This is a genomic window from Sphingomonas flavalba (assembly GCF_004796535.1).
In the GTDB taxonomy this organism is placed as follows: Bacteria; Pseudomonadota; Alphaproteobacteria; order Sphingomonadales; family Sphingomonadaceae; genus Sphingomonas_L; species Sphingomonas_L flavalba.
The window spans coordinates 254,978-278,215 of record NZ_SPHY01000003.1; the positions used below are offsets into that span (position 1 = coordinate 254,978).

Consider the following 23,238-nt stretch of genomic DNA (forward strand, 5'->3'; position numbering starts at 1 on the left):
CGCCGCCGATCGGCGGTTAGGATCGCGGCCGGCGACGGGCGCCGGGGACGGACGGCGGAGGACGAATGACCAGACATGGCTTTATCGGCGCGGCTTTGCTGCTGACCCTGGGCGTCAGCGGCTGTGCCGATGCGGCACCGCTGCCGAGGGTGATCACCAACACCGTCGAGCTGGACCGGGCGCTGGAGCAGGCGAAGGGCGGCGAGCGCATTGTCCTTGCCCCCGGCAATTACGGCATCAGCCTCGCCAACCGCCAGTTCACCGCGCCGGTGACGATCACCTCGCAATCGCGCGACGCCATCGCCCAGATCAGCCGTTTCATGGTCAAGAACGTCAGCAACCTGACCTTCGAGCGCGTCGCGATCGGCCGGCCGCTGAACGCCGGCGAGCCGGGCTACAGCCGGCTGGCCGACCTGATCGAATCCCGCAACATCCTGTTCGACCATGTCGATTTCCACGGGTCGAAGGACGGCAACCCGGCCAATGACGGCTGGGGGCTGTACATCCTTGGCGGCAGCAAGGTGACGGTGCGCCGCTCCGCATTCAGCGAATTGACGCGCGGCGCGGTGTCGTCGCGGATCACCGGCCTGAAATTCGAAGGCAATTCCTTCACCACCATCGCCAGCGACGGCAGCAATTTCGCCGCGGTCGACGATGTCGAGATCGTCGGCAACTGCTTCACCGGCTTCTCGCCGCAGCCCGGCGACCACCCCGATGCCATCCAGTTCTGGACGCAGGGACAGACCAGGGGGTCGAGCCGGGTCCGCATTGCCGACAACCAGCTGTTCCAGGGTGACGGCGAGGGGTTCCAGGGCATCTTCATCGGCGGCGAGCCGGGCAAGCGGCACAGCAAGTTCGAGATCGTCAACAACCTGATCTATGTGCAGGACCAGTATCACGGCATCGCCGTCGCCGACGCCGACGACGTCCTGATCGCCGATAACACGGTGGTGTCGATTCCCGACCACCGGCCACTATGGATATCGGTGCTGCGGGTCGGCAATGCCGAGATACGCGGCAATATCACCGACCGCATCCTCAACCGCGAAAGCAACGCGATCCGCCTTGCCGACAACACCGTGCTGGACGAATCGCCGGGCGCGCGCGGCAAGCTGAAAGACCTGCGGGCCGGGGCGGCGGCCAGCGCCGCCGGGCTGACGATCAGCGGGCGCGGCTATCAGGGAGCGCCGCACCAGTGCGGGGCCGGCACCGGCGCACGGGCCGACTGAGCACCGCCACCCGCCACGGCGGATTCTGGCATTATCCACGGATTCCCGGCGTTCGGGCGATTCCGCTTCACGGCGAATTGCCCTGGAGCGAGCTGCGCTACTGTCCGCTTTAGGCGGCACCAGCCGATTCCGCTTCAAGCGGACAGACTCTAAACCCGGCACAGGCTGCTTATTCTCATTCTTCGGTATCGCATCGTCGATCGCGAAAAACCGGTTCCCACTTTTTGGCACGATGCTCTAGAGCCGGCGCTTCATTCCAGACAGGAGCACAACAATGAGCGACATTATCGCGGCGGACCAGCTTCGCCTGTTCATCGAGCGCATCGAGCGGCTCGAGGAAGAGAAGAAGGGCATCGCCGACGATATTCGCGACGTTTATTCCGAAGCGAAGTCGCAAGGCTATGACAGCAAGACGATGCGCCAGATCGTCCGCCTGCGCCGGATGGAGAAGCACGTCCGCGAGGAGGCCGACGCGCTGCTCGAAACCTACCGCACCGCGCTCGGCCTGGCCTGAGCGCGGCGGGCCGGGAAGGCGCCCGCTGCGAAGCGAAGCCGGCGCGCCCGGCCGGCCGCCCTAGTGCTGGTTCAGGAACGAGTCGGAGATCGAGCAGGCGGCCGGGCCGAGAATGACGATGAACAGCACCGGCAGGATGAAGCAGATCAGCGGCACGGTCATGATCGCCGGCAGCCGCGCCGCCTTTTCCTCCGCCCGCATCATCCGCTCGTTGCGGAATTCCGCCGATAGCACGCGCAGCGCCGAGGCGAGCGGCGTGCCGTATTTCTCGGTCTGGATCATTGTCGTGACGACGCCGCGCACCGCTTCCAGATCAACCCGGTTGGCGAGATTCTCGAACGCCTGACGCCGTTCGGTGAGAAAGCCCAGCTCGATCGAGGTCAGCATGAACTCGTCGCCAAGCTCGGGATAGCCGCGGCCCAGTTCGCGCGCGACCCGGCCGAAGGCGGCGTCGACGGTCAGGCCGGCTTCGGCGCAGATGACCAGCAGGTCGAGCGCGTCGGGCAGGCCCTTGCGAATCGCGGTGCTGCGCTTGGTGATCTGGTTCTTCAGCCAGATGTCGGGCGCCTTGTACGAGCCGATCAGCACGCCGGCGACGAGGAAGAATTTCTTCATCGGCGACCAGGCCGGGAAATAGTCGATGCCGTAGACGAGCAGCAGGATGAAGCCGCCCGCGACCAGCGGGATGACCAGCCGGCCGAAGATGACGGCGACCGCCGCGTCCTTCGAGCGGATACCGGCCTGCATCAGCTTTTTCTGCGCCGCCTTCAGCTGTTCGTCCTGCAGCACCTTCAGGCTGCCCAGGAACGAGCGCATCCGCTGTGTCGTCGCGCTTTTGGCGCCGAGCTTCGCCCGGCGGCGCGAGGCCGGGGCGGTGATGCCGGCCTTCAACTGCTCGCGGCGGTCGTTCAGCGCCTTGACCCGGCGGGCCATCGGATCGCGCACCGTCGTCGCCGCATAGAGCGCGACCAGCACGAAGAAGGTGGCGACCGCCGACAGCAGCGTCGCGACCCAGAGGACGTCGACACCCAGCAGCGTCGGACCAGCGGCAGGAATTTCACCCATGACGAACGCCTTCTCCGCTCAGATCTCGAAATTGACCATCTTGGCCATGATGAAGCCGCCGATCGACATCCACACCAGCCCGCCCAGGCCGGCGATGATCAGCCTGTCATCGGTGAAGAAACCCCCGAGATATTTGGGGTTCATGATGTAGACGAGCGTGAAGACGATGAACGGCAGCGCGCCGACGATATAGGCCGACGCCTTCGATTCCGACGACATCGCCCGGATCTTCAGCTTCATCTGCGCGCGCTTGCGCAGCACGTCGGCGAGGTTGGACAGGGTTTCCGCCAGATTGCCGCCGGTCTCTCGCTGGATAGCCAGAGTGATGACGAAGAACTGGAATTCCGGCGTGCCGAGACGTTCCGCCGATTCCTGCAACGCGGCATCCATCGTCCGGCCGATCTTGATCTTGTCGCTGACGTTGCGGAACTCGTCGCCGACCGGGCCGGGCACCTCGCTCGACACCACGGTCAGCGTTTCGGAGATCGGCAGGCCGGCGCGCAGGCCGCGCACCAGCAGCTCGATCGCGTCGGGAAAGCGAGCGGTGAACTTGGCGATCCGCCGCTTGACCAGCACTCCCACGATAAAATGCGGCACCCCAAGGCCGACGAACAGCGCAACGCCGACCGCCAGCAGCAGCGGCGCGCCGCGCAGTTCAAGCAGCAGGAAGACCAGCGCGAACAGCCCAATCGAGGTGAGGGCGTATTTGCCGACGCTCCAGTCCTTGCCGGTCATCGCCAGCCGCTTGCGCAGCAGTTCCGGGTTGGGAATGAAGCGGGCCAGCGCGCTGTCCATCCGCGTCTCGCGCGCGGCGAGGATGCGGCGCATCTGCGCCTCGACCGCGCCGCCGGCGTTGCCGGTGTGCCGTTCGCGGATCATGCCGATCCGCCGCCGCTGGGCCTTGTCGAGCGACGGCCCGGCCAGGGCGACGAACAGCATCGCGCAGACGCACAGCATGCCGAACAGGACCAGGAGCAGCGGAAGCAGGGCCATCAGCATTTCATCCAAGCTATCGCCCGGCGGCACGGCGGCGCCGCCCGGCGGTTCAGTTCTTCTTCGCCTTCGGCATCATCGCCTTCAGGCCGCCCAGCTTGCCGAGCAGGCTCGGCTTGCGGCCGTCTTCCGGCGCCGCGCTTTCCTCGCCGTCCTCGAACGAGGCGACGAGCCGGGCGGCGAGGGCCTGCAGCGCCTGGCCGACCTTTGCGCTCTTGCCCGCCTCGGCGAGCGGCTTGCCAAGCTTGGCGGCCTGGGCCGCGACCTTGGCGTCGCCGGGGACGACGAAATCGACCTTGCGTTCGATCGACGTCTCGAAATCCTTGCGCGCCAGTTCGCCGACGCCGGCCGCCGCCACCCGGTTGGCGACGACGAACGGCATCGCCTGCGGCGCGTTGGCGCGCAGCCAGGCGAGCAGGCGGATAACGTCGCGCGCCGCCGCCAGCGTCAGTTCCGTCACGATGACGACGCTGTTGACGTCGCTGAGGAGGTGCGGGTGCTGGACCAGCATGTGGCGCGGCAGATCGACGACGGTGCATTCGAACGCCGCCTTCATCTCTTCCTGCAACTGGAACAGCGCGGACCCGTCGGACGCCATCGGCTGATGGATCGGCGCCTCGGCCGACAGCACCGCCAGCTTCTCGTTCGACTTGACCATCGCGCGTTCGATGAACAGCCCGTCGATGCGGCTCGGATTCTCGATCGCGTCGGTCAGGCCGCGGCCCGGCTCGAGGTCGAGCGCCAGCGCGCCGGTGCCGAAATGGACGTCGAGGTCGAGCAGCGCGGTCGAGCGCCCGCCCTTCTCGCCGAACAGCCAGGCCAGCGAGGTCGCCGTCGTCGACGCGCCGACGCCGCCGCGCGCGCCGACCACCGCCACCATCAGGTGCGGGCGCTCGGCCGCCGCCGGTTCGGCGTTGCGCGGCGCATTGAACACCGCCTGGGCCTGCGCGAAGCTGTCGCGCAGCTGGTCGGGGCTGAACGGTTTCAGCAGGTAATCCTGGATGCCGCTGGCGACGAGGTCGCGGTACAGCCGCACGTCGTTGACCTGGCCGGCAGCGATCACCACCGTGCCCGGCTCGCACACCTCGGCGAGGGCGTTGATGTCGTTCAGCGGATCGCCCGATTCGGACAGGTCGACGAACAGCACGCTGGGGCTGGCCGACACCGACAGCGTCTGCACCGCGTTGCGCAGCCCGCCCTTGTTGACCTTGTCGGCCGACCAGCCCAACTCCACCGCGATCGGCCGGAGCTGATCGGCGGTGGCGTCGTCGCAGACGAAGGCGATGAACGGTTCGCGCGAATTCCCCGCGCGCGAAGGACTCCAGGGCGCGTTCATCAGTTGCTGCCTTTCGATGTGGTTTCGGACTTCAGATCGCCGTCGCCGCTCGGCTTGCGCTCGCGATACTGCTTGATCGCGCGGCCCGAGGTGGTGGCGTCGTTGGCGCCGACCGGATCGCGGCCGTGGATCAGATCCTCCGGATTGGCGACCATCGCAGCGAGGTTGGTGCTGACCGAACAGCCGTAGTTGGACATGTTCGAGCCGGTCATTTCGGTCGAGCCGCGGCCCCAGTCCGGGCAGGTCGGCACTTCCGCACGGGTGCGGCTGACGACGACGCGGACGGCGCCCGGCGGGATCTCCCCGGCGGTGACCGGCGCGGTGTCGGCCAGCATCAGCCCCTGCTCGGCGGCAAGCTGGGCAACCGCGTCGCGCGCCCCGGCGCCGCCATAGGCGGCCTGGTCGTCGACCGAGATGCGGTCACCGTAGCCGATCCGCATCGAAGCGAACCAGCCGGCCAGCCGTTCGCGCTCGCCCGGCGCCAGGCCGGCGCCGCCACTGGCGAGATCGATGACGTAATCGGTGCGGCTGACCACCGGCTGGTGAACGGTCTCCAACCCCTGGTTGAAGCCGGTGCTGCCGGTGCCGCAGGCGGTGAGCCCCAGCGAGAGCACGATCAGCGTGGATGTGGAAAGGCTGCGCATGATGCTGTTCTCCCCGCGGATCACTTGAACGAGAAGCCGGGCGCCGCCGCCTGGCCGGTCTGCTTGTTCTTGCCGGCGGCCGACGCCTGCGGCGCCGGCACCGGCGGCGGCACGGTGGTCGAGGTGGTCGGCGGCGCCATCGTCGGCGATGGCCGCTTCTCGCCGGTCTTGCCGTCGAACGTCTTGTCGAGGATCACCCGTTCGAAGTCGGTCGGCGCCTTGTAGCCGTCGGTCGGCAGCGCCAGCTGGTTGGCCGAGACGGGCCGGACCAGATAGGGCGTGACGATGATCATCAGTTCCGTCTCCTGCCGCCGGAAGCGGGTGGAGCGGAACAGCGCACCGAGGATCGGCAGGTTGCCGAGGCCGGGCGCCTTGTCGACACTGTTGTTGTGGGTGGCGCTGAGCAGGCCGCCGATCATGAAGCTCTGACCCGAGCCAAGCTCCACCGTCGTCTCGGCGCGGCGGGTGGTCAGGGCGGGCACGCTGAAATTGTTCAGCACGACCGCGCCGGCGCTGGTCAACTGCGACACTTCCGGCCGGACCCGCATCGAGATGCGGCCGTCGGCAAGCACCGTCGGCGTGAACGCCAGGCTGACGCCGTACTGCTTGTATTCGATCGTGACCTGGTTGAGGCCCTGGCTGATCGGGATCGGGATCTCGCCGCCGGCCAGGAAGCTGGCGGTTTCGCCGGACAGCGCGGTCAGGTTCGGGTTGGCGAGCGTCGTCACCAGCCCGTCCGTCTCGGCCAGGTCGAGCGCCGAAGCGATGTCGAGGCCGAACAGCCGGCCGGCGAGGCCGAGACTGGTCTTGCCCGCGCCGAGGCCGAGCTTCGCCATATCGAAGGCGGTGCCCGCCTTGGTGATGAACTGGCCGGTCGTCGGATCGAACGGCAGCTTCAGCGAACCGCTGGGCAGGCCGAAGATCGACGAGGCATCGAGCTGCGGCAGGCCGGACAGATCGGTATTGCCGATCGAGCCGAAGCTGCGGCCCTGTGCGACACCGAACAGGAAGCCGCCGGTGGTGTCGCGGCTGAGCAGGTTGACGCCGATTTCCTTGACGAGATCGCGATTGACCTCGGCGATGCGGACCTGGAGGTTGACCTGCAGCGGCGTCGCGTTGCGCAGGCGGCTGACCACCTGCGTCTCCTCGCCGACGAAGGCGGTGACCAGGCGTTCCGCCTCGGCCGCGTCGTCGGGGTTGGCGACGGTGCCGGTCAGCAGCACCAGCCCGTTCATCGGCGTGACGACGATGCGCGCATCGGGCATCGCCAGCGCCAGCATCTGATCGACCGTCTCGACATTGGTGCCGACGCGCACGTTGGTCGAAAAGACCACCGCGCCGTTCTTCGCCGTCGCGTAGATCGTCGTTTCGCCGGCATCCTTGCCGAAGATGTAGAGCTGGCGCGGCGAGCGGACCTGGACGTCGGCCACCTTGTCGTTGGCGACGAACAGGTCGCTCATCGGCGCCGACAGGTTGACCAGCCGGCCCCGGCCCTTCGACAGGTCCATGGTGGTGGTCGGCGCCTGCGTGGTCGGCGCGGCGACCAGCGGCGCGCTCGCCGCGATCGTCGCGGCGGCCAGCGCGGCGGCGATCGCCGGGCCGACGGTGCGGCGCATCTGCGTCTTCAGATCGAGCATCTTACTTACCCCCCACCGCGACGTCGGTGATCGTGTTGCCGCGCGCCACCCGGACCACCGGGCCTTCCGGGCGCGGACCGATCATGCCGGTGCCGCCGTTCGCCGCGCCGTTGCCGGCGGAGCTTTCCTTGGCCGGCACGGTGCGGCGCTGGAACCGCGACACGTCCGCGCCGGTGACGAAGCTGTCATTGCTGTCGATCGGCCGCGACGCGATCCGCAGCAGCATCTGCTTTTCGGCCTTCGGGTCGCCATCGGCCGGAACCGTCACCTCGCCGGCGGCGATCGCCCGCTCAAGCTCCGCCGCATTGTCGGCGATCGAGCGCAGCGACAGCGACAACTGGCCCACGGTCTGCGCGACGGCGATCTTCTCCGCGATGCGCGGCGTCGCCTCCAGCGTGACCGTCGAGAAAGCGAGCACCTTGGTCTTGCCGTCCTCGTCGGTGCTGTCGGTGCGCTGATCGGTGGCGAGCACGCGCAGGTTGCGCACGAACGTCTCCGAGGTCTTGAGCGGCGGGCCATCGCCACCGCCGCGCACTTCCTGGGTCAGCACCAGATCGATGCGGTCGCCGGGGAAGACGAAGCCGGCGACGCCGCTGGACGCGGACACCGAAACCGTCACCGCGCGCATGCCCGGCCCAAGCGCCGCGGCAAGGAAGCCGCGATCGCCCGGCTTGACCAGCGCGCCCTGGGTCAGCGGCTGACCGGCGGTGACCGCATAGCGGATGACACGGCCGACGAGCTGCTGCGGATCGCTGCCTTCCCCGCCTTTCACGAAGTAAGCCGACTGCATCAGCTCCTTCGGCCAAGGCTGATAGCGAAACGCGTCCTGCTCGACGATCGTGCCGATCGGCAGCGCCTTGGTCGCCACCAGAACCTGCGGCGAATCATCGGGCACCGCCGCCGCCTGGGCGGTGGGTGCCGTGGTGCCGGACATCAGGCTGCGTGCCATCAGCGCGGTAATCACCGCGATGACAAGCGCACCGACCAGCAGAGCGATCTTCTTTCCATCCATGACGTTCAGTCGCCTCCCGCGCGGACCGCAAAGGTCCCGGCACGTTTCATCAAGTAAATTGGTTAAAATATCGTTCGGTAATCACCCACAGCCCGGCGGCCGCGATCGCGACGCCGTAGGGTATTTCAAGCTCGGTACTTGCGCGGCGCAATTTGTGCGCCGCCAGCATCGCCAGAGTGAGCACGCCGCCGATGATCGACATGACAAGAAGCATCTGGACGATCGCCAGCAACGGCAGCCACAGCGCCAGCGCGCCGAGCAGCTTGACGTCGCCGCCGCCCATGCCGCCAAGCATGAAGACGCCGGCGAAGACGGCGAACACCGCGACGCCCAGCCCGAGCTGGATCGCCATGTCCGGCCAGGGCGCCAGCCCGGACGCCCACCAGTAGACCGGCGCGAGCAATGCGATCGCGATGTTCAGGCCGTTGGCGATCGTCCGGTCATGCAGGTCGTTCGCCGCCGCGCACAGCAGCAGCAGCGCCAGAACGGCCGGAAGCGCCAGAGACAGTGATTCCCCCCACATGCTTAAAGCTCTAGACGCCACGACTTGCCAAACCGTAACCAACGCCCGTGATTCCGCAGTCCGACTCAGTCCGCCGCCAGCTTCCCAAAGGGGCGGTGCTGGCCCAATGGGCCGCGGCGGACGGCTGGGCGCTGCGCCATTTCCGTTGGGATTCGAACGCCGTGCCACCGCGCGGATCGATCCTGTTCCAGGGCGGGCGCGGCGACATTCCGGAGAAATATTTCGAGGCGTTCGCGCACTGGCACGATGCCGGCTGGGGGGTGGAATCGTTCGATTGGCGTGGCCAGGGGGGGTCAGGCCGGCTGTCCGCCGACCCGATGGTCGGCCATGTCGAGGACTTCGCGACGTGGGTCGCCGACCTTGCCGCCTTCTTCGCCGACTGGCGGGCGCGCACCCCGGCGCCGCATGGCGTCATCGCCCATTCGATGGGCGGCCACCTGCTGCTGCGCGCGCTGGCGGAGGGGCGGATCGCGCCGGACGCGGCGGTGCTGGTCGCGCCGATGCTTGGCCTGCAAAGCGGCCCGCTGCCGGCCCGCATCGCCAGAATCGTCGCGCATGGGATGACCCGGATCGGCTCGCCAGCGCGGCTGGCGTGGAAGGTCAACGAGCGGCCGGCCGGCCGCAACGCTTCGCGCGAGGCGTTCCTGACCCACGACCGGGACCGTTATGCCGACGAGCTGTGGTGGAAGACGCGGAAGCCGGAACTGGCGCTCGGCCCGCCGAGCTGGCGCTGGCTGGCCTGCGCCTATGATTCGACGCTGGCGCTGGAGCGACCGGGGGTATTGGAGGCAGTGGCGACGCCGCTGCTGATCCTTGCCGCCGCCGAGGACCGGCTGGTCGACCCGGCGGCGATCCTCCGCGCCGCCCGGCGCCTGCCCGATGCCGCCCTGCATCTCTACGGCCCCGAATCGGCGCACGAGATCCTGCGCGAGGTCGACGCGGTGCGCGACGATGCGCTGGGCCGCATCGACGCCTTCCTTGCCGCGCGCGCGCCGGCCGCGGCGCGATGAGCCGCTATGCCGTCGCCATCGTCGGCGCGGGCATGGCCGGCGCCAGCCTCGCCGCCGAGATCGCGCCGCACGCGCCGGTGCTGCTGATCGAGGCGGAAGACCGGCCCGGCTACCACGCCACCGGCCGGTCGGCGGCGTTCTGGGACGAGACTTACGGCGGGCCGGGCATCCAGCCGCTAACCTCCGCCTCCGGCCCGTGGCTGCGCGCGGAGGGCGTACTCGCGCCGCGCGGCTCGCTCCACATCGCCCGCGCCGGGCAGGAGGCGCTGCTCGACAGGTTCGAAGCAGAGTTCGCCGGCACCGGCGTGCGGCTCGACCGGCTCGACCGCGCCGCGCTGGCGGCGGCGCTGCCAAGCTTGCGCCCCGGCTGGATCGGCGCCCTGTCCGGGCCGAGTTGCACCGACATCGACGTCGCCGGGCTCCATGCGTTGTATCTGGCCCGCGCCCACGCCGCCGGGGCGCAGCTGGTGCTGGCCAGCCCGCTGCGCGCGACCGAGCGGCGCGGCGGGGTGTGGCACCTGACCGCCGGCGAGCGGCGGTACGAGGCGGAGATACTGGTCGACGCCGCCGGCGCCTGGGCCGATCCGGTCGCCGCGCTGGCCGGTGCCCGGCCGATCGGCATCGGGCCGAAGCGGCGCACGATGGTCCAGCTCGCCGTCGCTCCACCGGCGGCGGCAACGATGCCGCTGATCCTCGGCGTCGACGAGACATTCTATTTCAAGCCGGAGGCGGGTGGGCGGATCTGGCTCAGCCCGCACGACGAGACGCCGTCGCCGCCGTGCGACGCGGCGCCGGAGGAGATCGACGTCGCGATCGCCATCGACCGGCTCGAGCAGGTCGTCGCCTGGCAAGTCGAGCGGGTCGAGCGCAAATGGGCCGGGCTGCGCAGCTTCGCGCCGGACCGGCTGCCGGTCTACGGCTTCGATCCGGCGGTGCCCGGCTTCTTCTGGTGCGCCGGGCAAGGCGGCTTCGGCATCCAGACCGCGCCGGCCGGGGCGAAGCTTGCGGCGGCGCTGCTGCTGGGGGCGGCGCCGGACCCGATGGTCGCGGGGATCGACCCGGGCCGCTACCGGGCGACGCGGTTCAGGTAATCTAGTCCCGCACCGGCCCACTCCCCCACCCGGCCTCCCAGCGACAGTATCCTGAAATGGGAGGCCGGGTGGGGGAGTGGGTCGGTGCGGGACCAAACTCTAGCCGAGCGCCCGCGTCGCGATGTCGCGATAGATCAGGGTGAGCATTCGGAGGTCTTCGACGGCGGCGGCCTCGTCCAGCTTGTGCATCGTCGCGTTGGGCAGGCCGAATTCGATCACCGGGCAGAGGGCGGAGAGAAAGCGCGCGTCGGAGGTGCCGCCGGTGGTCGACAATTCCGGCCGGATGCCGAGCCGGGCATGGATCGCATCCGACACCAGATCGGACAGCGGCCCCGGCTTGCTGAGAAACGCCTCGCCAGAGATCTGCGCTTTCAGCGTCGCGTCCGGCGCTTCGGCGGCGACGGTGGTGCGGATGCGCTCGACCAGCGCCTCGCCCCGATGCAACGCGTTGAAACGGATGCTGAGCCGGGCATGGGCAGCGGCGGGGATGACGTTGGTCGCCGGGTTGCCGACGGTCAGGTCGGTGATTTCGATGTTCGACGGCTGGAACCAGTCGGTGCCGTCGTCGAGGTGGATCGCCTCGATCGCCGCCAGGATGCGGACCAGCTTCGGGATCGGGTTGTCGGCCAGGTGCGGGTAGGCGACATGGCCCTGCACGCCCGGCACGGCGATCCACATGTTGACCGAGCCGCGCCGGCCGATCTTGACCATGTCGCCCAGCCGGGCGACCGAGGTCGGTTCGCCGATCAGGCACAGGTCGGGGCGCAGGCCGCGCTCCGCCATCCGCGCGATCAGGGCGCGGGTGCCGTGGATCGCAGGGCCTTCCTCGTCGCCGGTGATGATCAGGCTGATCGTGCCGTCCGCCTGCTCCAGCCCGGCGAGGGCGGCGACGAAGGCGGCGATCGCGCCCTTCATGTCGACGGCGCCGCGCCCGTGGAGCAGCCCGCCCCGCAGCGTCGGCGCGAACGGATCGCTGGCCCATCCCTCTCCCGGCGGCACCACGTCGAGATGGCCGGCGAAGGCGAAATGCGGGCCGCCGGTGCCGCGCACCGCCAGCAGGTTCTCGACCGGGCCGTCCGGCGCCTCGCCAACGACGAAGCGTTCGACCGAAAAGCCGAGCGGGGTCAGCATCGCCTCCAGCGCGTCGAACACCGCGCCGCGCGCCGGGGTGATGCTGTCGCAGGCGATCAACCGGCTGGCGAGGGCAATCGGGTCGAGGGTCATGCTGCGTCGTCCTGATGCCGCCGGAGGTCGGGCGCCCTCTTCATTCTTCCGCCGGGACAAGGCAAGATCGTTTGTCATTCCCGCAAAGGACCGGCCGATGCCGAAGATCGCCGTCGATTCGATCCCCGAGACCAACGCCACCGGCTATCCGCCGCACTATGCCGACAAGGTGCAGGGGCGCTGGTATCGCCGGCTGGCGCCCGCCGCCGGGCTGAGCGATTTCGGCGCCAGCCATGTGACGCTGAAGCCGGGGGCATGGTCATCGCAGCGCCACTGGCACGAGGGCGAGGACGAGATGGTGGTGATGCTGGCCGGCGAGGCGGTGCTGGTCGACGACCATGGCCGCACGCCACTGCGCGCCGGCGACATCGCCGCCTTCCCCAAGGGCGACGGCAACGGCCATGTCCTGATCAACGAAAGCGGGGCGGATTGCGTGTTCGTGGCAGTCGGCCGCCCCTCAGCAACCGACTGCCACTATCCCGACATCGACATGCATCTGGTTGCCGGCGTCGGGCAACGCCATAAGGACGGATCGGCATTCTAGCCCCGGCCCGGGTGGCCGAACCGGGGCTGCATCGGTTGTCTGTGCCTAAGCGGCGTTCTTCTTGAACTGATCCGCTTCCGTCGATTCGGCGAGGGCGGTGGTCGACGCCTCGCCACCGGAGACAGCGGTGGCGACCAGATCGAAATAGCCGGTGCCGACTTCCCGCTGGTGGCGGGTGGCGGTGTAGCCGGCCGCCTCGCTGCCGAATTCCGCCTGCTGCAGTTCCGAATAGGCGGCCATGCCCCGATCCTTGTAACCGCGCGCCAGCTCGAACATGCCGTGGTTGAGCTGATGGAAGCCGGCCAGCGTGACGAACTGGAACTTGTAGCCCATCGCCCCCAGCTCACGCTGGAACTTCGCGATCGTCGCCTTGTCCAGCTTCGCTTCCCAGTTGAAGCTGGGCGAGCAGTTGTACGCCATCATCTTGCCCGGGTGCGCCTTCTGCACCGCCTCGGCGAACCGCTTGGCATCCTCAAGGTTCGGATGGCTTGTTTCCCACCACAAGAGATCGGCGTGCTCGGCGAAGGCGATGCCGCGCTTGATGCAATGGTCGACGCCGGTGCCTTCGCGCAGGCGGAAGAAGCCTTCCGGCGTGCGCTCGCCGGTCAGCCATTCATGATCGCGCTCGTCGACGTCGGAGGTGATCAGCTTCGCGCTCTCCGCGTCGGTGCGGGCGACGAGCACGGTCGGCACGCCGCAGACGTCGGCGGCAAGGCGCGCGGCGTTCAGGTTGCGGATATGCGCCTGGGTCGGGATCAGCACCTTGCCGCCGAGGTGGCCGCACTTCTTTTCCGACGCCAACTGGTCCTCGAAATGGACGCCGGCGGCGCCCGCCTCGATATAGGCCTTCATGATCTCGAAGCAGTTGAGCGGCCCGCCGAAGCCGGCCTCCGCATCGGCGACGATCGGCGCGAACCAGTCGCGCTCCGCCCCGCCCTCGCTATGTTCGATCTGGTCGGCGCGTTGCAGGGTGCGGTTGATCCGGCGGCACAGTTCCGGCCCGGCATTGGCCGGGTAGAGCGACTGGTCCGGGTACATCGCGCCGGCGGTGTTGGCGTCGGCGGCGACCTGCCAGCCGGACAGGTAGATCGCCTTCAGCCCGGCGCGGACCATCTGCATCGCCTGGTTGCCGGAGAGGGCGCCGAGCGCGTTGATATAGTCTTCCGACTTCAGCAGTTCCCACAGCTTCAGCGCGCCGCGGCGGGCGAGGGTGTATTCGATCGGGAAGGAACCGCGCAGCTTCTCGACATCGGCCGGGGTGTAGGTGCGGCGGATGCCGTCGAAGCGGCCTTCCGGCGAGGTTATCAGGTCTGAGAAGCTGGTCATCGCGCTATATCCTTTACAAGCCCACCGGGCGGTTGCCCGGCAGATGCGCGGATTTTCGGCCATGCGCCAGCAGGCGACGCTGTAAATTGATGTCATAGCGTGGCTATTGCGGCGCACCATTGTGTCGATTTGTAAATTAATTTACATCACTTGCAGGAGGCGCGGATGGCGGAACGCAAGATCTTCGGCGGCCATGCGGTGCGGCGGCTGCGGCGCGGCGCCGGGCTGACCCAGGCGGCGATGGCCGAGGCGCTCGGCATATCGCCGAGCTACCTGAATCTGGTCGAGCGCAACCAGCGGCCGCTGTCGGCGGCGCTGCTGCTGCGGCTGGCCGAGACCTATGACTTCGACCCGCTGGCGCTGTCCGCCGACGCGCCGGGCGGCGGCGCCGAAGCGATCCGCCGCCGGCTGACCGACCCGCTGTTCGCCGACATCGCGGTCGACCGGCAGGAGGTGGAGGACTGGCTGTCGGCGGCGCCGGGTGGCGCGGCCGCCTTCGCCCGCGCGTTCGACGCGCTGCGCGCCGGGGGCGGCGCGCCCGTAGCCGCCGAGGACGATGCGATCGCCGCCGTCCGGCGCGAGATCGAGCGCTGGCGCAACCATTTCGCCGACCTGGACGCCGCCGCCGAGCGGCTGGCCGACGAGCTGCGGATGGGCGCCGGCGACCTGTACGGCGCGATCGCCGAGCGGCTGCGCGTCCGCCACCAGCTTGGCATCCGCATCCTGCCGGTGGAGGTGATGCCGGACCGGCTGCGCCGGCTGGACCTCCACGCCCGCCAGCTGCAGCTTTCCGAAATGCTCGACCCGGCGTCGCGCAGCTTCCACGCCGCCAGCCAGCTCGCCCAGATCGAGGCGAAGGCGGAGATCGACGCGCTGGCGCGCGGCGCCGGCTTCGCCGACCGCATCGCCGAACGCCTCTACCGCCGCCACCTGACCAGCTATTTCGCGGCGGCGGTGATGATGCCCTATGCCCGCTTCCTGCGCGCCTGCGAGGCGAGCGGCTACGACATCGCGCTGCTCCAGCGCCGGTTCGGCGCCGGGTTCGAGCAGGTCGCCCATCGGCTGACGACGCTGCAACGCGTCGGCGCGCGCGGCCTGCCCTTCTTCATGCTGCGCATCGACCGCGCCGGCCAGGCGTCGAAACGCTATGCCGGCGCGTCCGGCGCGGCGCTGGTCGAGGCGGGGGGGCGCTGCCCACTGTGGCAGGTCCACGCCGCCTTCGCCCGGCCGGGCGAGACGATCGCCCAGCTCGTCGCGCTGGAGGACGACAGCCGCTGGTTCACCATGGCGCGCGCCGTCCACCCGCAGGGCCAGCGCAGCGGCGGGGTCGACGCGGTGTTCGCCGTGGCGCTGGGGCTGGAGGCCGGGCTGGCGGCGCCGCTTGCGCTGGCCCGCGGCATCGACCTGCGCCAGGGCGCGGCGACGCCGGTCGGCCTTGGCTGCCGCGATTGCGCCCGCGCCGGCTGCCCGCAGCGTTCGGCCCCGCCGGCCGGCCGGGCGCTGAGCGTCGACGAGCGCGAGCGCGGCCTGTCCGCCTTCGTCTTCGCGGAGGATTGACCGCACCGGCGAAACCGGTTCGTATCGCTCACGCCATACACGACAGGGGAGTGACGTCATGCCTTCACCCAATCGTTTGTTCGCAGAGCTTTTCGGTACGTTCTGGCTGGTGTTCGGCGGCTGCGGCGCCGCCGTGCTCGCCGCCGGCTTTCCCGGTTTCGGCATCGGATTCGCCGGGGTGGCGCTGGCCTTCGGCCTGACGCTGCTGACCATGGCCTATGCGATCGGCCATATTTCCGGCTGCCACATCAACCCGGCGGTGACCGTCGGCCTGTGGGCGGCCGGGCGTTTCCCGGCGCGCGAGATCGTCCCCTATGTGATCGCCCAGGTGCTGGGCGCGATCCTGGCCGCCTGGCTGCTGCTGTTCATCGCCAGCGGCGCGCCGGATTTCGTGCTGACCAGCACCGGCCTCGCGGTCAACGGCTATGGCGAGCAGTCGCCCGGCCACTACACGCTGCTGTCCGGCCTGCTGATCGAGATCACCCTGACCTTCGGCTTCCTGTTCGTGATCGCCGGGGCGACCGACCGGCGGGTGCCGGCCGGCTTCGCACCGATCGCGATCGGCCTGGTGCTGACCCTTATCCACCTGATCGCGATCCCGGTGACCAATACGTCGGTCAACCCGGCGCGCAGCACCGGCCCGGCGCTGCTCGTCGGCGGCCTGGCTTTACAGCAGCTCTGGCTGTTCTGGCTGGCGCCGATCGTCGGCGGCGTCGCCGGCGGCTTTGCCTATCGCTGGCTGGCCGGCGACGGATCGACCGCCGAATGACCGTGGGCCGGGGCGCCGCCGCCGCGCAGCTCCCCGGCCGCCTGGGCGACGATCTGGGCGCCGCCCCACAGCGCCAGCCCCGCCATCAGCGCCGCGACGATCAGGTCGGGCCAGGCAGTACCGGTGCCGAACACGCCGAGCGCGGCGAGCATCACCGCGCAGTTGCCGACCGCGTCGTTGCGCGAGCAGATCCACACCGAGCGCATGTTCGCGTCGCCGGTGCGGTAGCGGTAGAGCAGCGCCGCGACCGCGACGTTGGCGACCAGCGCGACGACGCCGAACGTGCCCATCACCGCCGGTTCCGGTGCCGAGCCGTGGAGCGCCGCCCAGCCGGTGCCGGCGACGATCCACAGGCCGAACAGCAGCAGCGTCGCGCCCTTCAGCAGCGCGGCGCGCGCGCGCCAGGCGAGCGCCATGCCGACGACCATCAGGCTGATCGCGTAATTGGCGCTGTCCCCCAGGAAATCGAGCGCGTCGGCACGCAGCGCCATCGACCCGGCGGCAAGCCCGGCGGCCATTTCGGCGACGAACATCGTACCGTTTACGGCGAGCGCGATCCACAGCGCCCGGCGCCAGCGCGGGCTGTTCGACGGATCGGGGGTGCCGGAGCAGCAATGGGCGGACATGGGCAGTTACCTCGACAGACTCGATGCAACGCCCCATATGCACCCTGTAGCAACTGCAGGGTCAAGCCCCATGTCCGCGCTGACCATCGGCCGCCTCGCCGCGTTGACCGGCACCAGCAACGAGACGATCCGCTATTACGAGACGATCGGCCTGCTCGCCGCGCCGCCGCGCACCGCCGGCAATTACCGCGCCTATGATGGGCGCCATGTCGCGCGGCTGAGCTTCATCCGCCGCGCCCGCGCGCTGGGCTTCACGCTCGATCAGGTCCGCACCCTGCTGGCGCTGTCCGACGACCGGACGCGGCCGTGCGGCGAGGTCGACGACATGACGCGCGAGCAACTGGCGATGGTCGACCACAAGATCGCCGACCTGACGGCGCTGCGCCGCGAACTGAGCGGGCTGCTCGCCCAGTGTCACGCCGGCACGATCGCCGAATGCGGGATCATCGAGGCGCTGGGGCCGGGGCCGCGCCGCCCGGATTAATCGGCGTCGGCTTCCCAGTCGGCACGGCGGATGCCCTGGGCGTGGAGCAGGACGGTCAGGTCGCCATGGGCGATCCGCGCGGCGGCGGCGGCGGCGGTCGCCGGCTTGGCGTGGTAGGCGACGCCGAGGCCGGCTTCGCGGATCATCGGGATGTCGTTGGCGCCGTCGCCGACCGCGAGGCTGGCCGAACGATCGAGCCCGGACTCGGCGAGCGCGGCGAGCAGGGTGCGCCGCTTGGCCTCCGCATCGACGATCGGGCGATGGACGGTGCCGGCGAGCACCCCGCCGTCAAGCGCAAGCCGGTTGGACAGCGCGCGGTCGAAGCCGATCGCCGCCGCCACCCGGTCGGCGAAGTGGGTGAAGCCGCCGGAGACGAGCAGCGCGGTGGCGCCCCGCGCCCGCATCGTGCGGACCAGTGCGCGGGCACCGGGCATGATGCGGACGCGTTCGTCATGGCAGCGGGCGAGCACGTCTTCGTCCAGCCCGGCGAGCAGCGCGACGCGGGCGTCGAGCGCCGATTCGAAATCCAGCTCTCCGCGCATCGCCCGTTCGGTGACGGCGGAGATTTCCGCGCGCAGGCCCATATAGTCGGCCAGCTCATCGATGCACTCGACGGTGATCATCGTCGAATCCATGTCGGCGATCAGCAGCCGCTTCTCCCGCCCCTGCGCCGGCTGGACGACGACGTCGACACCGGGAAACGCCCCTTCCAGCGCGGCGCGGGCCGCGACCGGATCGCCGCCGAAGCGCAGGTCGGCGGCGACGCCCGGATCGGTCTCCGTCGTCTCCGCCAGTGCCGCGCCGGCGGCGGCGAGACGATCGGCGGCAGCCGAAATATCGCCGCGCGCCAGGGACTGCGATGCTATCAGCGTGGCGATGAACACGGACATTCCCCCAGAGCGTCGAACGGTGGCGCTTATCGCGGGGCCGACGGCCAGCGGCAAGTCGGCACTTGCGCTGGCGCTGGCCGAGCGGCTGCCGTCGGTGATCGTCAACGCCGATTCGGCGCAGGTCTACGCCGACCTGGCGGTGCTGTCGGCGCGGCCCGACGCCGTCGAGACCGCGCGGGCGCCGCACCGGCTGTTCGGCCATGTCGACGGGGCCGAGGCCTGTTCGGCCGCGCGCTGGGCGGCGGAGGCGCGGGCGGCGATCGCCGAAGCATGGCGTGACGAGCGCGTGCCGATCCTGGTCGGCGGCACCGGGCTGTACCTGCGTACCCTGCTCGACGGCATCGCGCCGGTGCCGGAGATCGACCCGGCGGTGCGCCGCGCGGTGCGGGCGCTGCCGGTTGCCGAGGCCCATCGCGCGCTGGCCGCCGAGGACCCGGCGGCGGCTGCACGGCTTGCCGCCGCCGACACCAGCCGCGTCGCCCGCGCGCTGGAGGTGGTGCGATCGACCGGGCGGACGCTGGCCGACTGGCAGAGCGAGCGGGTCGGCGGCATCGGCGATGCGATCCGGCTGGTGCCGACGCTGCTGCTGCCGCCGCGCGACTGGTTGTTCGAATGCTGCGACCGGCGGTTCGAGGCGATGATGGCGGGCGGCGCGGTGGAGGAGGTGGAGCGGCTGCGCGCCAGGCGGCTGGACCCGGCGCTGCCGGTGATGCGGGCGATCGGCGTGCGCGAGATCGCCGGCTGGCTGGATGGAACCCACGACCGCGCCGCCGCGATCGCCACCGCCCAGGCGGCGACCCGGCGCTATGCCAAGCGCCAATATACCTGGTTCAACCACCAGCCGCCGGCCGAATGGCCGCGTACGGCGCAAGCGGATTCCGCCCTTATTGGGAAAATTGAAACAATGTTGCTGTCATAGTGGTTGACATGCCATATTATTACCAATAGGGCGCGCGCTTGCGTTTGCCGGCCGGCGACGCGAGAAGCTGAACCCAGCGATTCTTGGGAAATGGTGATGACACGCGAACGCAGCGGTGCGGACATATTGGTTGAAGCCCTGACCGATCTGGGCGTCGAAGTGATCTTCGGCTACCCGGGCGGCGCGGTGCTTCCGATTTATGACGCACTGTTCAAGCAGAAGCGGATCCGCCACGTCCTCGTCCGCCACGAGCAGGGCGCCGCCCATGCCGCCGAGGGTTATGCCCGCGCGACCGGCAAGCCCGGCGTCGTCCTCGTCACCTCCGGCCCCGGTGCGACCAACGCCGTCACCGGCATCACCGACGCGCTGATGGATTCGATCCCGATCGTCGTGCTGACCGGGCAGGTGCCGACGACGCTGATCGGCACCGACGCGTTCCAGGAGGCCGACACGATCGGCATCACCCGGCACGTCACCAAGCACAACTACCTGGTGCGCGACCCCGCAAAGCTGGGCGACGTGATCCACGAGGCGTTCTACATCGCCACCGCCGGCCGGCCCGGCCCGGTCGTCGTCGACATCCCGAAGGACGTGCAGGTGGCGAGCGCGCCCTACCGCAAGCCCGGCGTCATCGAGCACAAGACCTACCGCCCCCGGCTGAAGGCCGACGCGGCAGAGATCGAGGCGATCGTCGACATGCTGGCGGCGGCGGAGCGGCCGATCCTTTACACCGGCGGCGGCATCATCAACGCCGGGCCGGGCGCCAGCCAGTTACTGCGCGAGCTGGCGCGGATCAGCGGCGCACCGGTCACCTCCACGCTGATGGGGCTGGGCGCGTTGCCGGCATCGTCGCCGCAGTGGCTGGGCATGCTGGGCATGCACGGCACCTACGAAGCCAACATGGCGATGCACGGCTGCGACCTGATGCTGTGCCTGGGCGCCCGTTTCGACGACCGGGTGACCGGGCGGCTCGACGCGTTCAGCCCGGGCAGCCGCAAGATCCACGTCGACATCGACCGGTCGTCGATCAACAAGAATGTCCGCGTCGACCTGGCCGTCGTCGGCGACGTCGGGCTGGTGCTGGAGGACATGGTCCGCGTCTGGAAGGCGCGCCAGCACCCGAAGCCGGACCTGGCCGCCTGGTGGAAGCGGATCGAAGGCTGGCGGGCGAAGAAGAGCCTGGCCTTCCCGGCGTCGAAACAGGAGATCATGCCGCAGCAGGCGATCCGCGCGCTGTGGCGGGCGACGCACGCGCTGAACCCGATCATCACCACCGAGGTCGGCCAGCACCAGATGTGGGCGGCCCAGCATTTCGGCTTCGAGGCGCCGAACAAATGGCTGACCTCCGGCGGGCTCGGCACGATGGGCTACGGCCTGCCCGCCGCGATCGGCGCGCAGGTCGGCAACCCCAACGCGCTGGTCATCGACATCGCCGGCGAGGCGTCGATCCAGATGAACATCCAGGAGCTGGGCACCGCGACGCAGTACCGGCTGCCGGTCAAGCTGTTCATCCTCAACAACGAATATATGGGCATGGTCCGCCAGTGGCAGGACCTGACCTATGGCGGCCGCTATTCGGAAAGCTACAGCGAATCGCTGCCCGATTTCGTCAAGTTGGCCGAGGCCTATGGCTGGACCGGGCTGCGCATCGAGAAGCCGGCGGAGCTGGAGGACGGCATAGCCCGGATGCTGGAAACCGACGGGCCGGTGCTGGTCGACTGCCGGGTCGCCAAGCTGGCCAACTGCTTCCCGATGATCCCGTCGGGGGCGGCCCATACCGAGATGCTCCTCGACCAGGCGGAGGTGTCCGGCGAGATGGGCGACGAGGCGAAAGCACTGGTGTGATGCAGCGGCGGGCTCTGCGCATCCACATCGCGGAGCCGCTGCATTTCGAAGCGGCGAACGGCACCGCCGACCTGGTCGGCTGGACGACGACGCCGGAAGACGAAGGCGAATGGATCGTGAATTTCGAACGAAGCTGGACAATCGGTGATGAGAGTTTCGACCGGCTGCTGGTGTCGCCGCGCTATGTCGGCGAGCAACTGGCGGGGGTGGGGGAGCGGATCCTCGGCCTTGCCGTCAACATCCGCCGCTGGCGCGGAAGCGAATGGCATTTCGACATGATCGGCACCCTCGCCGCCCAGCGGGAGCAGGCATGATGCGCATCCGCACCGAGGCGATCGAGCGCCACACCCTGTCCGTCACCGTCGACAACGAGGCGGGCATACTGGCGCGGATCGCCGGCATGTTCACCGCGCGCGGCTACAACATCGAGAGCCTGACCGTCGCCGACGTGACCGAGGACGAAAGCGTCAGCCGGATCACCATCGTCACCAGCGGATCGTCGCATGTGCTGGAACAGATCATCGCCCAGCTCGACCGGCTGGTGCCGGTGCACAAGGTGCTGGACCTGACCGCCCACGGCCCGCATGTCGAGCGCGAGCTGGCGCTGGTCAAGGTCGCCGGCGCCGGCGAGCACCGGATCGAGGCGCTGCGCCTGGCCGATGTCTACCGCGCCCGCGTCGTCGACGCGACGACCGGCAGCTTCGTGTTCGAGGTGACCGGCGGCAGCGACAAGATCGACACCTTCGTCGGGCTGATGCGCGAGGTCGGGCTGGTCGAGGTCGCCCGCACCGGCATCGTCGCCATCACCCGGGGGCGCGACCCGGCCTGAACCCGCCCGCCTGCCGGGCCAGTCACCTGTCCAACTTTCCATCGAAAAGAGGTTTCATCATGCGTGTCTATTACGATCGCGACGCCGATCTCGGCCTGGTCAAGGGCAAGAAGATCGCCATCCTCGGCTATGGCAGCCAAGGCCATGCCCATGCGCAGAACCTGCGCGATTCCGGCGTTGCCGAAGTGGCGATCGCGCTGCGCGCCGGTTCCGCCACCGCCAAGAAGGCGGAAGGCGCCGGCTTCAAGGTGATGACCAACGCCGAGGCGGCGAAATGGGCCGACATCGTGATGATCCTGGCGCCCGACGAGCATCAGGCGGCGATCTATGCCGAGGACCTGGCGCCGAACCTGAAGCAGGGCGCGGTGCTGGCCTTCGCCCACGGCCTGAACGTCCATTTCTCGCTGATCGAGCCGCGCGCCGACCTCGACGTGATCATGATCGCGCCGAAGGGCCCGGGCCACACCGTCCGTTCCGAATATGTGCGCGGCGGCGGCGTGCCCTGCCTGATCGCGGTGGCCCAGGATTCGAGCGGCAACGCCCATGATCTGGCGTTGTCCTACGCCTCCGCGATCGGCGGCGGCCGTTCCGGCATCATCGAGACCAATTTCCGCGAGGAATGCGAAACCGACCTGTTCGGCGAGCAGGCGGTGCTGTGCGGCGGCCTGACCCATCTGATCCAGGCCGGGTTCGAAACGCTGACCGAGGCCGGCTACGCACCGGAAATGGCCTATTTCGAATGCCTGCACGAAGTGAAGCTGATCGTCGACCTGATGTATGAGGGCGGCATCGCCAACATGCGCTATTCGATCAGCAACACCGCCGAATACGGCGACATCACCACCGGCCCCCGGATCATCACCGAGGACACCAAGAAGGAGATGAAGCGGGTGCTGGCCGACATCCAGGGCGGCCGCTTCGTCAAGAATTTCGTCCTCGACAACCGCGCCGGCCAGCCGGAACTGAAGGCGGCGCGCAAGGCCGCCGCCGCCCATCCGATCGAAAAGACGGGGGCCGAGCTGCGCGCGATGATGCCGTGGATCGGGGCCAACAAGCTGGTCGACAAGAGCCGCAACTGACGCGAACGGGCCGATGCACCGGCCGTTCCCGGAGCGGCCGGCGAATGCTACAGCGCCCATGCGGGAACCGGCGGCGCCGGTTCCCGTTTCGA

The 23,238-nt window shown here is 69.3% G+C and carries 24 protein-coding genes; 13 read left to right on the plus strand and 11 right to left on the minus strand.

Going from position 1 to position 23,238, the window contains the following annotated elements:
* Window positions 1–65: 65 nt before the first annotated feature.
* On the plus strand, window positions 66–1,229 hold the full coding sequence (locus E4A53_RS04985) for a right-handed parallel beta-helix repeat-containing protein (protein WP_136161983.1): 1,164 nt from the start codon (window positions 66–68) through the stop codon (window positions 1,227–1,229).
* Between the two features lie 274 nt (window positions 1,230–1,503).
* Window positions 1,504–1,743: a DUF2312 domain-containing protein gene (locus E4A53_RS04990; protein ID WP_136161984.1), complete on the plus strand. Its 240-nt coding sequence runs from the start codon at window positions 1,504–1,506 to the stop codon at window positions 1,741–1,743.
* Window positions 1,744–1,803: 60 nt separating this feature from the next.
* On the opposite strand, the gene E4A53_RS04995 is transcribed toward E4A53_RS04990, so the two are convergent.
* From E4A53_RS04995 to E4A53_RS05025, 7 genes are read right to left on the minus strand one after another with little or no spacing between them, the layout of a single operon-like run.
* Window positions 1,804–2,808 carry a type II secretion system F family protein gene (locus E4A53_RS04995; protein ID WP_168694310.1) on the minus strand — a complete coding sequence of 335 codons (1,005 nt, stop codon included), beginning with the start codon at window positions 2,806–2,808 and terminating at the stop codon, window positions 1,804–1,806.
* Window positions 2,809–2,826: 18 nt separating this feature from the next.
* Window positions 2,827–3,801 (minus strand): type II secretion system F family protein, encoded by a 975-nt coding sequence (locus tag E4A53_RS05000; RefSeq protein WP_136161985.1) that lies wholly within the window; start codon window positions 3,799–3,801, stop codon window positions 2,827–2,829.
* A gap of 52 nt (window positions 3,802–3,853) precedes the next feature.
* On the minus strand, window positions 3,854–5,137 hold the full coding sequence (locus E4A53_RS05005; protein ID WP_136161986.1) for a CpaE/TadZ family protein: 1,284 nt from the start codon (window positions 5,135–5,137) through the stop codon (window positions 3,854–3,856).
* On the minus strand, window positions 5,137–5,781 hold the full coding sequence (locus E4A53_RS05010) for a CpaD family pilus assembly protein (RefSeq protein WP_136161987.1): 645 nt from the start codon (window positions 5,779–5,781) through the stop codon (window positions 5,137–5,139). The genes E4A53_RS05005 and E4A53_RS05010 overlap by 1 nt, the downstream gene beginning before the upstream one ends.
* Before the next feature lie 20 nt (window positions 5,782–5,801).
* Window positions 5,802–7,418, minus strand: a complete 1,617-nt coding sequence (locus E4A53_RS05015) for a type II and III secretion system protein family protein (RefSeq protein WP_239018139.1) — start codon at window positions 7,416–7,418, stop codon at window positions 5,802–5,804.
* A 1-nt stretch (window position 7,419) separates the two neighbouring features.
* Window positions 7,420–8,430: a Flp pilus assembly protein CpaB gene (gene cpaB, locus E4A53_RS05020; protein ID WP_136161988.1), complete on the minus strand. Its 1,011-nt coding sequence runs from the start codon at window positions 8,428–8,430 to the stop codon at window positions 7,420–7,422.
* A gap of 49 nt (window positions 8,431–8,479) precedes the next feature.
* A complete protein-coding gene (locus tag E4A53_RS05025) occupies window positions 8,480–8,953 on the minus strand; it encodes an A24 family peptidase (RefSeq protein ID WP_136161989.1) in 474 nt (157 codons plus the stop codon).
* Between the two features lie 50 nt (window positions 8,954–9,003).
* Here E4A53_RS05025 and E4A53_RS05030 point away from each other — a divergent pair, with 50 nt between their 5' ends.
* Window positions 9,004–9,963 (plus strand): alpha/beta fold hydrolase, encoded by a 960-nt coding sequence (locus E4A53_RS05030; protein WP_136162079.1) that lies wholly within the window; start codon window positions 9,004–9,006, stop codon window positions 9,961–9,963.
* Window positions 9,960–11,054, plus strand: a complete 1,095-nt coding sequence (locus E4A53_RS05035) for an NAD(P)/FAD-dependent oxidoreductase (RefSeq protein WP_136161990.1) — start codon at window positions 9,960–9,962, stop codon at window positions 11,052–11,054. The genes E4A53_RS05030 and E4A53_RS05035 overlap by 4 nt, the downstream gene beginning before the upstream one ends.
* A 99-nt stretch (window positions 11,055–11,153) precedes the next feature.
* On the opposite strand, the gene dapE is transcribed toward E4A53_RS05035, so the two are convergent.
* Window positions 11,154–12,278: a succinyl-diaminopimelate desuccinylase gene (gene dapE, locus E4A53_RS05040; protein WP_136161991.1), complete on the minus strand. Its 1,125-nt coding sequence runs from the start codon at window positions 12,276–12,278 to the stop codon at window positions 11,154–11,156.
* Window positions 12,279–12,375: 97 nt separating this feature from the next.
* Between dapE and E4A53_RS05045 the strand changes: the two genes are divergently transcribed.
* Window positions 12,376–12,822, plus strand: coding sequence for a cupin domain-containing protein (locus tag E4A53_RS05045; RefSeq protein ID WP_136161992.1), 447 nt, complete (start codon window positions 12,376–12,378; stop codon window positions 12,820–12,822).
* Between the two features lie 45 nt (window positions 12,823–12,867).
* Here the strand turns inward: E4A53_RS05045 and aceA are convergent, their stop codons facing one another.
* Complete coding sequence (aceA, locus tag E4A53_RS05050; RefSeq protein ID WP_136161993.1) at window positions 12,868–14,148, minus strand: isocitrate lyase; 1,281 nt, start codon at window positions 14,146–14,148, stop codon at window positions 12,868–12,870.
* Window positions 14,149–14,313: 165 nt separating this feature from the next.
* Between aceA and E4A53_RS05055 the strand changes: the two genes are divergently transcribed.
* Complete coding sequence (locus E4A53_RS05055; RefSeq protein WP_136161994.1) at window positions 14,314–15,705, plus strand: helix-turn-helix domain-containing protein; 1,392 nt, start codon at window positions 14,314–14,316, stop codon at window positions 15,703–15,705.
* Between the two features lie 58 nt (window positions 15,706–15,763).
* Complete coding sequence (gene aqpZ / locus E4A53_RS05060; protein WP_136161995.1) at window positions 15,764–16,474, plus strand: aquaporin Z; 711 nt, start codon at window positions 15,764–15,766, stop codon at window positions 16,472–16,474.
* On the opposite strand, the gene E4A53_RS05065 is transcribed toward aqpZ, so the two are convergent.
* Window positions 16,435–17,100: a cation efflux transmembrane domain-containing protein gene (locus tag E4A53_RS05065; RefSeq protein WP_136161996.1), complete on the minus strand. Its 666-nt coding sequence runs from the start codon at window positions 17,098–17,100 to the stop codon at window positions 16,435–16,437. The two genes, aqpZ and E4A53_RS05065, sit on opposite strands and share 40 nt — an antisense overlap.
* A gap of 70 nt (window positions 17,101–17,170) precedes the next feature.
* On the opposite strand from E4A53_RS05065, the gene E4A53_RS05070 reads away from it, so the two are divergent.
* Entirely contained in the window at window positions 17,171–17,584 is a 414-nt protein-coding gene (locus E4A53_RS05070) for a MerR family transcriptional regulator (protein WP_136161997.1), read from the plus strand.
* Here E4A53_RS05070 and serB read toward each other — a convergent pair.
* On the minus strand, window positions 17,581–18,468 hold the full coding sequence (gene serB, locus E4A53_RS05075; RefSeq protein ID WP_136161998.1) for a phosphoserine phosphatase SerB: 888 nt from the start codon (window positions 18,466–18,468) through the stop codon (window positions 17,581–17,583). The genes E4A53_RS05070 and serB overlap by 4 nt on opposite strands.
* Between serB and miaA the strand changes: the two genes are divergently transcribed.
* The 5 genes from miaA (at window position 18,461) to ilvC (ending at window position 23,146) form a co-directional block, all read left to right on the plus strand.
* Complete coding sequence (gene miaA / locus E4A53_RS05080) at window positions 18,461–19,393, plus strand: tRNA (adenosine(37)-N6)-dimethylallyltransferase MiaA (protein WP_136161999.1); 933 nt, start codon at window positions 18,461–18,463, stop codon at window positions 19,391–19,393. The genes serB and miaA overlap by 8 nt on opposite strands.
* A 96-nt stretch (window positions 19,394–19,489) precedes the next feature.
* Entirely contained in the window at window positions 19,490–21,238 is a 1,749-nt protein-coding gene (locus tag E4A53_RS05085) for an acetolactate synthase 3 large subunit (RefSeq protein ID WP_136162000.1), read from the plus strand.
* Window positions 21,238–21,552, plus strand: coding sequence for a hypothetical protein (locus E4A53_RS05090; protein WP_136162001.1), 315 nt, complete (start codon window positions 21,238–21,240; stop codon window positions 21,550–21,552). Before E4A53_RS05085 ends, E4A53_RS05090 begins: the two co-directional genes overlap by 1 nt.
* On the plus strand, window positions 21,552–22,067 hold the full coding sequence (ilvN, locus tag E4A53_RS05095) for an acetolactate synthase small subunit (protein WP_136162080.1): 516 nt from the start codon (window positions 21,552–21,554) through the stop codon (window positions 22,065–22,067). The genes E4A53_RS05090 and ilvN overlap by 1 nt, the downstream gene beginning before the upstream one ends.
* A 59-nt stretch (window positions 22,068–22,126) precedes the next feature.
* The gene (gene ilvC, locus E4A53_RS05100; protein ID WP_136162002.1) at window positions 22,127–23,146 is read left to right on the plus strand and encodes a ketol-acid reductoisomerase; all 1,020 of its coding nucleotides are present in this window, start codon (window positions 22,127–22,129) and stop codon (window positions 23,144–23,146) included.
* Window positions 23,147–23,238: the final 92 nt, after the last annotated feature.